Below are 12,266 nucleotides of genomic sequence, written 5' to 3' on the forward strand. Positions count from 1 at the left end.
TACGGTACCCGCATGACGAACGACAGCAAGGCCCAGCGCCTCTTCGAACCCGCCCGACTCGGCACCCTTCGACTGCCGAACCGCCTGGTCATGCCCCCGATGAGCCGCAACCGCGCCGCCGAGGGCGGCGTGCCGACGCCGCTCATGGCCGAGTACTACGCGCAGCGCGCCTCCGCCGGCCTCATCGTCGCGGAAGCGAGCACGCCGAGCCAGGTCGGCTACACCTACCCGGGCATCCCCGGCGTCTTCACCGAACCCCAGGTAGACGGATGGAGGCAGGTGATCAGTGCGATCCACGGCGCGGGCGGCCGCGTCTTCCTCCAGGTGGAGCACGGCGGCCGGATCGGCCACCCCGAGACCAGCGGCCTGGTCCCGATGGCCCCCTCCCCGATCGCGCTGCCCGGCTACATCCACGTCCCGAGCGGCCACGGCGAGCCCGTCGTGCCGCGCGAGATGACCACGGCCGACATCCGGTCTACAGTGGATGACTTCGTGGCCGCGGCCCGCAACGCGATCCGCGCCGGAGCCGACGGCGTCGAGGTCCACTCGGCGAACGGCTACCTGCTCAACCAGTTCCTCGCCACCAGCACCAACCAGCGCACCGACGCCTACGGCGGCACGATCGCGAACCGCATCCGGTTCGTCGTCGAAGTCGTCGAGGCCGTCGCCGCCGCGATCGGGCCCGAACGCACCGGGCTGCGGATCTCGCCCGGCAACCCGCACAACGGCATCGAGATGGACGACGCCGACCGGCTCTTCCCGGCGCTGCTCGACGCGATCGCGCCGGTCGGCCTCGCGTACCTCCACCTCGCCTACGCCTCGCCGACACCGCTGTTCGCGGAGCTGCGGCGGCGCTGGCAGAGCGTCCTGATCGCCAACCCGTCCGACCCGGCGGCGCCCGAGTCGGAGCCGATCCCCGCCGACGGGGGCCTCGCCGCCGCGACGGCCATGCTGGACGCGGGAGCGGACCTGATCGCGATCGGCCGCCCGTTCCTGGCCAACCCCGACCTGCCCGAGCGGCTGCGGACGGGCGCGCCGGTCAACCCGATCCGCAAGGACGTCCCGCTGTACGGCGGCGGGGCCGAAGGGTACACCGACTACCCGACCCTGGCATCGCTCACGCCCGCCGACGCGTAGAGCTCGCAGCGGCGAAGCGCATCTGCCGCTCCTCACAGTGAAAGGGGATGCCCCGTACCGGATGCGGGGCGGCCGCCATGCGGTGGCCGCCCCGCACGCCGTGTACTCGACGGCAACTCGTTGGCAAGCGTCGGCCGGTAGGTTCTGATCCGTTGCGGCGGCCACGGCCACTACGCCACCGAGAGGAATGGAACGTCTATGAGCGGTGCCGGAGTATTCGCGATGGAACCCGAGCAGGTCCACGATGCCGTGGAAGACCTGTTCGATATCGAAAGCGAGGTGGACACGGCCGCGGCGGAGATCAAGGACGAGACCTCGACCGTCGGCTCGGCGCTGACCGGAAGCAACTTCGCCGTCGGCGAAGCGCTCACCTCGGCCGGGACCTGGTGGCACGGCATGCGAGCAGGCGGTTTCGGCCGCCGTTTGGGCAACATGGGCGAGTATCTCGCCACCTGCGCCGAAACAGCCGTCGAGATCGACGAGTACAACGCGGACGACTTCCGCCGGCACGCCGACCTCGTCCGCTATGCGGACCGACCGAACGCCCAGGTCGAGGCCTACCCCTCGAATCCCCGCGGCGGCCTGTAGGCGAACACCATGGGAACCTCTCTGACCTGGGAAGACCTCTCACTCGCCGACCTGGAGCCGCTGTCCCGACTCGCCGCCTCCTGGGCGTCGCACACCTCGGCCATGCTCGAGGCGGCCGAGCGGGTGACCGGCGACATCGTCGGCGACACGCTCAGCGCCGACCACTTCGACAGCGACACCGCCGACGAGTGCCGCGCGCAGCTGGGCCGCCTCGCCGATCAGTTCGTCGACGACCTGCACGACTACGCCTCGGTCCGCATCGGAGCGACGATCGACGAGCTGTACCAGACGCTCAGCGCGCAGCAGGAGAACCTCAAGGATCTCATCGACGAGGTCGTCGCCGGGAAGTTCGTCATCCAAGGGAGCGCCGGCAGCGAGTACGTAGAGCTCACGCAACGCCTCGAGGACGAGCTCAACGCCGAAGCCGACCCGATCAGCGCGGTCGCCGACGCGCGGACCGGGGCCCGCCTGCTCCAGTCGCGGCTTCGCGAGATCATGGAGCGGGCCCGCACGGCCGACGAGGACGCCGCCTCGGTCCTCGGATCGCTCGGCTCCGAAGCGGTCGACCTGCCGCCGTTCCTCGGCTCGGGGTACAGCGACGCCGTCGAAGCCTATGAAACAGCGCTCGCCGAGCACGAGGCCGCGCAGCGAGAGGAGATGCTCGGCGGCGGTGCCGACCCCCATGCGGTGGCCGGGTGGTGGGCGAGCCTCTCCGAGAGCGAACGCGAAGCCCTCATCAGCGACGAGCGCGACGCGATCCGCAACCTCGACGGCATCCCCTCCGCCGTCCGACACGACGCCAACATGGACTACCTCGTCGAGTACGTCGAGGCCAACCCGCACGACGAGTACGCGCAGTCGCTGCTGGACCGCGTCCGCGGCAATCCCGCCACCGCTCACGACGACCTGATGCTCCTCGGCCTCCACGCGCCCCATCCCGACGGCCCCTCGTACGGCGCCGCTCCGCGGACGGGCGACGACTGGGGCGTCATCGTGGCCACCGGCGATCCCGACCGGGCCGACAACGTCGGCGTCTACGTTCCCGGCACCGGAAGCGACACCGCCTGGGACGTCGCGAACTTCAAGGACGGAACCGGCACCTACATCACCTTCGCCGAGAACATCCAGGCGGCGGCCGACGACGCCTCCGGCGGCGCCGAGAACGTCACCGTCATGTGGCTGGGCGCCGACATGCCCGACACGCTGCCGGACGCCGCTTCGAGCAACTACGCGCAACGAGGCGCGGCACTGCTCGACTCGTTCACCACCGGAGTGAACGCCACCAACGGCAACGGCTCGGACGTGAACATCACCCAGATCGGGCACAGCTACGGCGGCACCATGACCGCATACGCCGACGCCCACGGCGGGCGGAACGCGGCCGACGGCGTCGTGCTCGTGGGCGCGCCGGGCCCGGGAACGGACAACCCCAGTGCCGGGGCCTTCAACGTCGGAGGCGACAACGTCCACGTCATGCAGAGCCCGAACGACGAGATCAGGTTCGCCACCGCTACGCACGGTCCGGCGCCCCTCTCCGAGGCGTTCGGCGGGAACGAGGCCGAGGGCGGCGAGGGCAACCACATGAGCTACTTCCACTCCGGGAGTGCCGGCGTGGACACGCTCGGCGAGATCATGACCGACGACTGACGCGGCCGGCCTGCGCGGAGAGCCCCTTCGGCGGCCTGCGAGGCGGCGATGGCGTCGGCGTCCTTGCCCGTCCAGGCGACGGACCAGGTCTGGCCCATCGACGGGCCGCTTCACGGGCGCCCGAGGTTCCCCCTCAGTCGACGTGTCGGATCGGCGCCGACATTCCGGCGCGTCCCTCCGACACCTCGCCGGCGGTGTCCCGACTCGCTCGCCCGGACCGGGCTCAGCGCCGGAGGGCGCGCCGGAGTGGACCCTGCGCGCGGAGCTGCCGCTTCGGGCCGAGCGTCCGACGGTGCAGCCCGAGCACTGCGACCGGGCGGTTCGCCGCGCCGTCGGGCCTCCGGGAGCTCTTGCGGCCGGCGAGCTCGCTGTCAGGGACCCGGGCGGACCGTGCACCGTCCGGGCGTCCGGCCACGCCGCCCTGCCATGGGGATGCGGGCGGCTCCCGGTTCGGCGGTGCTCACCGCGATGCCTCGTGCGAGGCGAGGACGCGGTTCAGGGCGGCTTCTCCTGCGGGCTTCCAGGTCGGTTTGCCGCCGGGCCGGCCCAGTTCGCCCGCGTGGCCGATGGCGATCAGGTGCAGCGACCGCCGCAGCGCCCATCCTCGGGCTCGGCGGACCGTGGCCTCGTCGGCCTCGTTGTAGGCCTTGAAGAACGGCGCGTCCGCGCCCTCGGGCAGCAGCAGCCAGGCCGCGCTGAGGTCCGTGGCCGGGTCGCCCGCGCACAGTTCCCCGAAGTCGACCACGCCCGCCAGGGTCCCGTCGGCGACGACGACGTTCGCCGGGTGCAGGTCGCCGTGCAGCCACACCGGGGGCCGGTCCCACTCGGGCGCGGCGAGCGCGTCGTCCCAGACCGCCCGCATCCCGACGGCCTTCCGGGGGTCGTCCACGCCCTGCACGGAGCGCTCGACCTCGTCCGTGAACGACGTCAAGGGGCCGCCGCGGTCCGGGTTCGACGGGGCGTCGGCCGGTGCCGGCCGATGCAGGGCCGCGAGGAAGCCCGCGAGGGCTTCGGCGGCATGCGGGCCGCGGTCGATCGGAGCCAGGTCGGCGGGCGTGCCGTCGACCCAACCGGTCACGATCCAGGTCGCCGGGAACCGGTCCGAGGGCTCGCCGAGGCGGACCGGAACCGGCACGGGCAGCGGCAGGCGGGAAGCGAGTTCCGGCATCCACCGGTGCTCCTTCGTCAGCAGCTCGGGCGCGCGATCGGTGCGCGGCAGGCGGACCGCCAGGTCGTCGCCCAGGCGCCACATCTGGTTGTCCCAGCCGCCTTCCATGCGGCGCAGGTCCCGATCGGCCAGGTCCGGGTGCTGGTCGGTCAGCAGGGACCGCACGAGCGCCTCATCGATCACCAAGTCACGCAAGGGAACGCTCCTCAAAGCCTCCGTTCGCCGGAGGCCGGTCCGCACCGGTCTGCAACGCGGCCAGCCTACCCAGGGGCCGTGGGGCCGGCACCCGACCGCGAAGCGCGAAGCCCGTTCCGCCTGGGGTTCCGCCCGCTCGGCGTGGGAGAAGGAGTGAGCGAGGCCACGGCAGGCGGCCTCACCGGTCTCGTCGCGATGGAGGGGCGGGCCCGGTGCGCCGAGCCCCGTTCAGGGACGCCAGTTCGGGTCACGGCCGGTGATCCCGATGAGCCGGTCCTGCGGGGACGCGCCGGCGACCTCGACCACCGGGCCGTAGATGCCCGCCCGGGCGGCCTCGTCGTCGGCGTCCTGGCCGTCGAACTCCAGCAGCACCGCGACGATCTCGGACGGCAGCTCGTAGTCCTGGCCGGTGGCGCGGGCCAGGTCCCAGCCGTGGATCGCCACCTCGTTGAGCGCCACCAGAGCCATGACCTCGCCCGGCAGGGTCACGCCGCCCGCGGTGCCCTCGCCCTCCCACGCGGCGGGCTCGCTCCACGCCGCGGCGAGCGCGTCCAGCCGGGCCGGGAGCAGCGTCCGCCACTCCGGGTCGACCTCGGGCGACGGAGCGACGGGCGGGTCGTCGGTGTGGGGGCCGTGTTCCTTCTTCGCCGTGCTCGTGAACGCGAACGTCAGTCCGAGGAGGTGGTTCAGCAGCATCGCGACGCTGAACTCCTCGCACGGGGTCGGATCGCCGAGATGCTCGTCCTTGACGGCGCCGAGCAGGCCCGCCACCCGGTCGGTGACGGGCTTGAAGTCGATCATCGCGGGGCTCATGGGTGTCCCTTCGTCGGGGTTCGAGGTCCTCACCAGTCCAGACGCCGCCCGCGGCCCGGATTCATCGGTCCGCGGGCCGCGGATTTCGCCGAGCCTCATCCGCTCCATGCGCGGCGGCCCGGACCGCGTTGGAACGTGACCGCTATCGCTGAGTATCGATGCAGCTCATTCAGGGTGCGTCCCAAACCACACCATATATACCGACCTGATAACAAATTCGGTCCAGTTCGGGTGTGGCGGCATCAAAATTCACTTTCGCAGGCGAACATCCATCTATGCCTTCTGAATCGAACCGGTCAACGACCGCGCGCAGGAGCGCCAGCATCACGGACCGAGGGGTGACCGTCCACGACGACGCCGTGGTCCGGCAGATCATCACGCCGCTGCGGCGATACATCCCCGTGGGCTGGTTCGATTGGGAACCCTACGGGAAGCGCCCGAAGAGCTGGTGGCCCGACCTCTTCATGTTCCTGGGCTTCCTCGCGCTCGCGTACCTCGTGACGTACCGGTCGTGGCTCGTGGAGCTCGACTGGGCGATCCGGGTCTGGGCCGCCGACGCGAACGACGTGGAATGGCTCGCCGACCTCGCCAAGGCCGGAGCCGAATTCGGCCAGGCCCGCACGGTCGCGACGGTCACGCTGCTCATCGCGATCTGGTGCGCGCTGCGGTCGCGGTCGATCCGTCCCCTGCTGATGTACGTCATCTCGTTCATCACCCTCGCCAGCATCCTGGGCCTGAAGCACCTGCTGGGCCGCCCGCTCTCGCACCACCCGTTCGCGCTGGAGAAGGTCTCGCCCGAGGGGCCGCTGCTGTTCACGTACTTCTCCGAAGGCGGCGGCGGCATCCCGGACGCGACGGCGTTCCCCTCCGGGCACGCCGTGAACTCGATCCTGCTGTTCGGGCTGATCGTCATGCTCATCGGCCACATCATCCCCGCGTGGGCGCGGTGGACGCTGCTCATCGCCCCGCCGGTGATCGTGTTCTGCTCGCAGCTCTTCCTCGGCCAGCACTGGTTCTCGGACGAGCCGGCCGGGTTCCTGCTGGGCCTCATCATCATCCGCAGCGCCAAGCGCGTGCCGTGGCACACGATCCCGCTCGGGCCGCTGTCGGTGTTCGACCCCGCGACGCGGCGGACGATCCTGATCTCGGTGCTGCTCATCGTCGGCGTCATGATCACGCCGACGCTGCACCTGATCCCCGGCCTCATCGCGGCCGCGGTGCTGCCGACGCTGGGCCTGATCTGGCTGTGGGCGAGCATCAAGGCCAAGCAGCACCGGGAGGCGCTGGAGGCCGAGGAGCCGGGTCCCGAGGGGGACCCGGAGATCCCTAGCCAGCCGTCCGATACGAGCCGGAGAGCCTGACGCCGGCGCCGCCTTCGGCGACCTCGCCGATGGTCCAGGCCTCGACGTGGCGCGCGGTGAGCACGGCCAGCGAGCGGTCCACCTGGTCGGGCGCGACGATGGCGACCATGCCGACGCCCATGTTGAAGGTCCGCTCCATCTCCTCCTCGCCGATGCCGCCGGCCTGCCGGACGACGTCGAACACGGGGTTCGGGGTCCAGGCGCCGCGGTCGACCTCGATCTGGAGGTCCTCGGGGAGCGAGCGGACGAGGTTCCCGGCGATGCCGCCGCCGGTGATGTGCGCGAAGGCGTGCACGTCGCACTCCTTGGCGAGCTCGAGGCAGTCCTTGGCGTAGATGTGCGTCGGCGTGAGCAGCTCCTCGCCGAGGGTCCGCTGGCTGCGCTCGGCGGTGGCGAACTCGGGCACGACCGTGCCGAGGTCCATCTTGCCGACCCCGAACAGGGCCTCGCGCACGAGCGAGAAGCCGTTGGAGTGCAGACCGGAGGCGCGCATGGCGATCGCGACGTCGCCGGGCTTGACCCGGTCGGGGCCGAGCAGCTGGTCGGCCTCGACGACGCCGACGCCGGTGGCGGAGATGTCGTAGTCGTCGGGCTTCATGACGCCCGGGTGCTCGGCGATCTCGCCGCCGATGAGGGAGCAGCCCGCGTACCGGCAGCCGTCGGCGATGCCCGCGCCGATGTCGGCGATCTTCTCGGGCACGACCTGGCCGGTGGCGATGTAGTCGAGGAGGAACAGCGGCTCGGCGCCGCAGACGACGAGGTCGTCCACGACCATCGCGACGAGGTCGATGCCGACCGTGTCGTGGATGCCGAGCTTCTGCGCGATGACGAGCTTCGTGCCCACGCCGTCGGTGGAGGACGCCAGCAGCGGCTTCTTGTACTTCTCGGTGTCGAGGGCGAACAGCCCGGCGAAGCCGCCGATGCCGCCGACGACCTCGGGCCGGATGGTCTTCTTGATCGAGGGCTTGAGCGCCTCGACGGCCCGGTCCCCGGCGTCGATGTCGACGCCCGCGGACTGATAGGAGATGGTCTTCTTGGTGGTGGAGCCGCTGCTCACGCTGTGGTCCCTTCCCGCACTGACGTGCTCGCTTGGGTGGTCGATCCCTGCGCAGTCAACGACGGTGCTTCCGGCGCTTGGGCTTCCATGAGGTGCTTGCCGATGAGATCGGCAGCGGGGAGTTCGATGGGGTACCGGCCGTCGAAGCAGGCCGTGCAGAGACGGGACGCGGGCTGCTCGGTGGCGCGCACGAGCCCGTCCATGGAGACGTAGCCGAGCGTGTCGGCGCCGATCTGGGAGCGGATGCCGTCGACGTCGAGGGAGCTGGCGATGAGCTCGGCCCGGGTGGCGAAGTCGATGCCGTAGAAGCACGGCCACTCGACCGGCGGGGCGGAGATGCGGATGTGGACCTCGACCGCTCCGGCCTCGCGGAGCATCCGCACGAGCGCCCGCTGCGTGTTGCCGCGGACGATCGTGTCGTCCACGACGACCAGGCGCTTGCCCTTGATCTGGTCGACCAGCGGGTTGAGCTTGAGGCGGATGCCCAGCTGGCGCAGGGACTGCGAGGGCTGGATGAAGGTGCGGCCCACGTACTGGTTCTTGGTGAAGCCCTGGCCGTAGGGGATGCCCGACTGCTCGGCGAACCCGATCGCGGCCGGGATGCCCGACTCGGGGACCCCGATGACCAGGTCCGCCTCGACCGGGTGCTCGCGGGCGAGGGTGCGGCCGACCTCGACGCGGGTGGCGTAGACGTTGCGCCCGGCCAGCTTCGTGTCGGGGCGGGCGAGGTACACGTACTCGAACAGGCAGCCCTTGGGCTCGGGGTTCGCGAAGCGGGTGGAGCGCAGGCCGTGCTCGTCGATGGTGAGCAGCTCGCCGGGCTCGACCTCGCGGACGAAGGTCGCGCCGATGGTGTCGAGGCCCGCGGTCTCGCTGGCGACGGCCCAGCCGGAGGCGAGGCGGCCGAGGACGAGCGGGTGCACGCCCTGCGGGTCGCGGGCGGCGTAGAGGGTGTTCTCGTCCATGAACACCAGGCAGAACGCGCCGCGCAGCTGCGGGAGGACGCGCTCGGCGGCGGCCGCGACCGACTCGTCGGGGTGGGCCGCGAGGAGCGCGGTGATGAGGTGCGTGTCGGAGGTGGTGGTGCCCATGTCGATGCCGAGGCGGTCGACCTCCTTCATGAGGTCGGCCGTGTTCACCAGGTTCCCGTTGTGCGCCAAGGCGATCGCGGTTCCAGTGGAGGTGGAGCGGATCGTCGGCTGGGAGTTCTCCCAGGTGGGGGCGCCGGTGGTGGAGTAGCGGGCGTGGCCGATGGCCAGGTGGCCCTGGAGCGGGCCGAGCGTGGACTCGTCGAAGACCTGGGCGACGAGGCCGAGGTCCTTGTAGACGACGGTGCGCGCGCCGTCGGAGACGGCGATGCCCGCGGCCTCCTGGCCGCGGTGCTGGAGCGCGTAGAGCCCGAAGTAGGTGAGTTTCGAGACCTCTTCCCCGGGGGCCCAGATGCCGACGACGCCGCAGGCGTCGCGTGGGCCGGGATTGTCGGGATCGAGTTCCGTGGTGAGTAGACCGTCACCTCGGGCCACTGCAACTCCTCGGTTTGCTGGGCTGATCGACTGCTCGCGAGCTTCGCCGTCGAACTGTGTTCATGGATGGCTCGCAAGCTTCGCCATCTGGCGGAACCGCCGATGTTCAGTCTATCGGACCTGCGGGAAGACGCCACCCTCCAACGAGGGCGGGTGTGTGCCGCCTCCCTCAACCACGAGGTGAGACTCGCCGCATTTCCGCCCAGCGGGGCCCGATTCACCGGAACGGGCGAGCGGAACGCCGGCAGGGGCGGGGCGAGCCGTCGACCGTAGGGCTCGGGGGCCGGCGGCGCGAAACGCCGCGACGGGCGCTGCCCGTCGCGGCGTTTCGTTCGGTCCTGCCGCCGCTACCAGGAGCGGGGGCGGTCGTCCCATTCTCCCCAGCTGCGGCGATCGGTGCGCTTGGAGTCCGGGTCCTCGTCCTCGCGGTTGGACTCGCCGCCGTACGGCGCGGCCGGCGGCTGGGACTGGTCGCCGTACTGCGGCATCGCGCGGGTCGCCCCGTAGTCGCCTGCGGGCGGCGGGGGCTGCTCCGGCGGCGCGTACGGGTCGCGACGCATCGACTGGCTCGGGTACGGGTCGCCGCTCGGCGGCGCACTCCGCGGCGCGCTCGCCGGCGGCTGCCCGCCGGGCGGCGCGTGCGAGCCGTAGCCCTGTCCACCGGGCTCCTGCCCGCCGTAGCCCTGCGGGCCGGATCCGGGCGCTTGCGCGCCGTAGGCCTGCGAGCCCGGCGCGGCCTCCTGCGAGCCGTAGCCACGGGGACCCGGCGCGGACTCCTGCGCGCCGAAGCTCGGCGAGCCCGGCCCGTACTGGGGCGCGCTCGGGGCGCCCTGCGGGCGGTAGCCCTGGTCGGGCTGCGATCCGGGGGCGCCGCCCGGCTGCTGCGGCTCGAACATCGAACCGGTCGCGGGCGGCGGGGTCGGCGCCGGGTGCGGGCGCGTCGAGCCCAGGTCGCCGTAGGGGCTCGGGTTGGGGGACGGGGACGCACCGGGGTGCGGCCTCGTGGCGTTCGGGTCCGAGTACGGGGTCGGCGCGGCGGTCGGGTCCGAGTACGGGGTCGGCGCGGCGGTCGGTCCCGGGTGCGGGCGGGTCGCGGCCGGGTCGCCGTACGGGCTCGGCGGGGCCGCGGCCGGCGGCTTCGAACCGAGGTTCGCCTGCGGCATGATCTGGGTGGCGTCCGACGCGCCGGGGCCGCCGGGCTGCTTGACGACCGGCAGGATCGTGGTCCCGTCCGGGCCGAGGCTCGGTCCGCCGGGTCCGGCGCCGAAGCCGCTCTGCGGCATGACCTGCGTCGCGTCCGCGCCGCCGTAGGCGGGCCCGAACTGGGTCGCCGCGGACGGGTTCCCCGCCCCGTCGACGAGGCCGCCGGGGTGGATCATCGTCGGGGCGTCCGCTTCGGGACCGGGTGCGGCCTGGTAGACGCCGGGCGTACCGACCTGGGCCGCGGTCGGCTGGTGCTCGGGCGGGCCGTCGGGGGCGAAGCTCTCGGCGTCGTCGTCGTCCTTGTCGTCCTTGCCGCCGCGCAGCAGGAACACGATGCCGACGATGCCGCCGATCACCAGGAGCGCGCCGATGATGATGAGGAAGATCAGGGTGCCCGACATGCCCTCGTCCTCGGGCGGCTCCGGGTCGGCCGAGGCCTCGGTCGGGGCCGCCGCGGTGGTGGGCGCCGCGCTCGTCGTCTCCTCGGTCTGGACCTGCGCCAGCGTCACGTTCCGCGTGAAGCTGCCGCTGCCTTCGGCGACCGCGAAGGTCTCCTCTTTGTCCTCGAAGCCCTCGGCCGTGATGACCATGGTCATGTCGCCGGGCGCGATCGGGTTGGAGGCGTCGCCGTTGATGCTGTAGGAGCCGTCGTCGCCGGTGGTGGCCTCGTGCTTGTTGCCCTCGCCGTCGGTGAGCTCGACCTTGGCGCCGGAGACGGGCTCGGCGTTCGACGTGACCGTGCCGCTGATCGTGGAGACCGTGGCGACGGTGGCGACGCCGACGACGTTGAGCCCGCTCGACTGGCTCTGGCCCTCGAACTCGACCGTGAAGTTCCCCGAGACCTGTTCGCCGTCGGGGAGCTCCGATTCGGTGGCGGTGACGACGGTGAACGAGACGGTCCGCTGCCCGCCGGGCTCGACCTGGGTGCACTTGGCCTTGCCGCCGTCCTCGCGGGTGCAGAGGCCGCCGCCCGCGTCGTTGTCGACGGCGCTGATGTAGTCGTTGAGCCCGTCGACCTTCGCCTTGATGGTGATGTCCTTGGGCTGCACGGGACTGTTGTTCTGTACCGTGAACGAGATGACGGTGGCCTGGCCGCCGATGCTCACCGGGTTCGGATTGAACGACCCGTTGAACCAGCCGCCGACCTCTTGCGCGAACGCGGCCTGCGGGAACGCGAGGATGCCGATGAGGACGCCGGCCGCCGCGGCGAGGCCGGCCAGGCGTGCGCGCAGCGCACCCCGTCGCCCGCGCCGGGACCGCGGGACGTTAGTCTGGGTCCCGCTCGGTTCGGCCGCTCCGGTCATCTACATCCCCTCCTGGGCATGTGCCATCAAGCGCCACTCGCGGCGATCTGCCACGGGCAGGCACGACGAACCCACGGAAGCGGGCCGTCGTCGCCACTATGCCTGGTCTCATTTCGGTCACGGGACCGGGGTGCAGGCACTGCGGCATGCGCGAAGCGCTCGGTCGTCCGAGTGCTCGGTCGAGTCCTCGGTGGTAAAAGCACGTCCGTTCGGCAACGTGCCGTAACGGGCAGTCTAACGTGGTTCGGAGGTCTACCCGTGGACGCTGTG

9 protein-coding genes are annotated in these 12,266 nt (G+C 71.7%); 4 read left to right on the forward strand and 5 right to left on the reverse strand.

From position 1 onward, the window contains the following. The first annotated feature begins 12 nt into the window (after window positions 1-12). From K3N28_RS13460 to K3N28_RS13470, 3 genes are all read left to right on the forward strand, one after another. A complete protein-coding gene (locus tag K3N28_RS13460; RefSeq protein ID WP_228093052.1) occupies window positions 13-1,137 on the forward strand; it encodes an alkene reductase in 1,125 nt (374 codons plus the stop codon). A 198-nt stretch (window positions 1,138-1,335) separates the two neighbouring features. Continuing rightward, window positions 1,336-1,725 (forward strand): hypothetical protein, encoded by a 390-nt coding sequence (locus K3N28_RS13465; RefSeq protein ID WP_228093053.1) that lies wholly within the window; start codon window positions 1,336-1,338, stop codon window positions 1,723-1,725. A 9-nt stretch (window positions 1,726-1,734) separates the two neighbouring features. Next, the gene (locus K3N28_RS13470; protein ID WP_228093054.1) at window positions 1,735-3,372 is read left to right on the forward strand and encodes an alpha/beta hydrolase; all 1,638 of its coding nucleotides are present in this window, start codon (window positions 1,735-1,737) and stop codon (window positions 3,370-3,372) included. Window positions 3,373-3,832: 460 nt separating this feature from the next. Here the strand turns inward: K3N28_RS13470 and K3N28_RS13475 are convergent, their stop codons facing one another. Both K3N28_RS13475 and K3N28_RS13480 read right to left on the reverse strand, forming a co-directional pair. Beyond that, complete coding sequence (locus K3N28_RS13475; protein WP_228093055.1) at window positions 3,833-4,735, reverse strand: aminoglycoside phosphotransferase family protein; 903 nt, start codon at window positions 4,733-4,735, stop codon at window positions 3,833-3,835. A gap of 228 nt (window positions 4,736-4,963) precedes the next feature. Then, on the reverse strand, window positions 4,964-5,548 hold the full coding sequence (locus K3N28_RS13480) for a TIGR03086 family metal-binding protein (RefSeq protein ID WP_228093056.1): 585 nt from the start codon (window positions 5,546-5,548) through the stop codon (window positions 4,964-4,966). A 338-nt stretch (window positions 5,549-5,886) separates the two neighbouring features. Here K3N28_RS13480 and K3N28_RS13485 point away from each other — a divergent pair, with 338 nt between their 5' ends. Continuing rightward, window positions 5,887-6,909, forward strand: coding sequence for a phosphatase PAP2 family protein (locus K3N28_RS13485; protein WP_228093057.1), 1,023 nt, complete (start codon window positions 5,887-5,889; stop codon window positions 6,907-6,909). Here K3N28_RS13485 and purM read toward each other — a convergent pair. From purM to K3N28_RS13500, 3 genes are all read right to left on the reverse strand, one after another. After that, complete coding sequence (gene purM / locus K3N28_RS13490) at window positions 6,875-8,011, reverse strand: phosphoribosylformylglycinamidine cyclo-ligase (protein ID WP_374209777.1); 1,137 nt, start codon at window positions 8,009-8,011, stop codon at window positions 6,875-6,877. The genes K3N28_RS13485 and purM overlap by 35 nt on opposite strands. Continuing rightward, on the reverse strand, window positions 7,963-9,489 hold the full coding sequence (gene purF, locus K3N28_RS13495; RefSeq protein WP_228093059.1) for an amidophosphoribosyltransferase: 1,527 nt from the start codon (window positions 9,487-9,489) through the stop codon (window positions 7,963-7,965). Before purF ends, purM begins: the two co-directional genes overlap by 49 nt. A gap of 347 nt (window positions 9,490-9,836) precedes the next feature. Next, window positions 9,837-11,996: a carboxypeptidase-like regulatory domain-containing protein gene (locus K3N28_RS13500; RefSeq protein ID WP_228093060.1), complete on the reverse strand. Its 2,160-nt coding sequence runs from the start codon at window positions 11,994-11,996 to the stop codon at window positions 9,837-9,839. Window positions 11,997-12,266: the final 270 nt, after the last annotated feature.

Origin of the sequence: Glycomyces sp. TRM65418 (genome assembly GCF_019710475.1) — a bacterium.
Taxonomy (GTDB): domain Bacteria; phylum Actinomycetota; class Actinomycetes; order Mycobacteriales; family Micromonosporaceae; genus Glycomyces.

Bases quoted from the DNA above. Each gene is read 5' to 3' on its own strand.
- K3N28_RS13500 (WP_228093060.1), bottom strand. From the start codon at position 11,996: ATGACCGGAGCGGCCGAACCGAGCGGGACCCAGACTAACGTCCCGCGG.
- K3N28_RS13460 (WP_228093052.1), top strand. From the start codon at position 13: ATGACGAACGACAGCAAGGCCCAGCGCCTCTTCGAACCCGCCCGACTC.
- K3N28_RS13480 (WP_228093056.1), bottom strand. From the start codon at position 5,548: ATGAGCCCCGCGATGATCGACTTCAAGCCCGTCACCGACCGGGTGGCG.
- K3N28_RS13470 (WP_228093054.1), top strand. From the start codon at position 1,735: ATGGGAACCTCTCTGACCTGGGAAGACCTCTCACTCGCCGACCTGGAG.
- K3N28_RS13465 (WP_228093053.1), top strand. From the start codon at position 1,336: ATGAGCGGTGCCGGAGTATTCGCGATGGAACCCGAGCAGGTCCACGAT.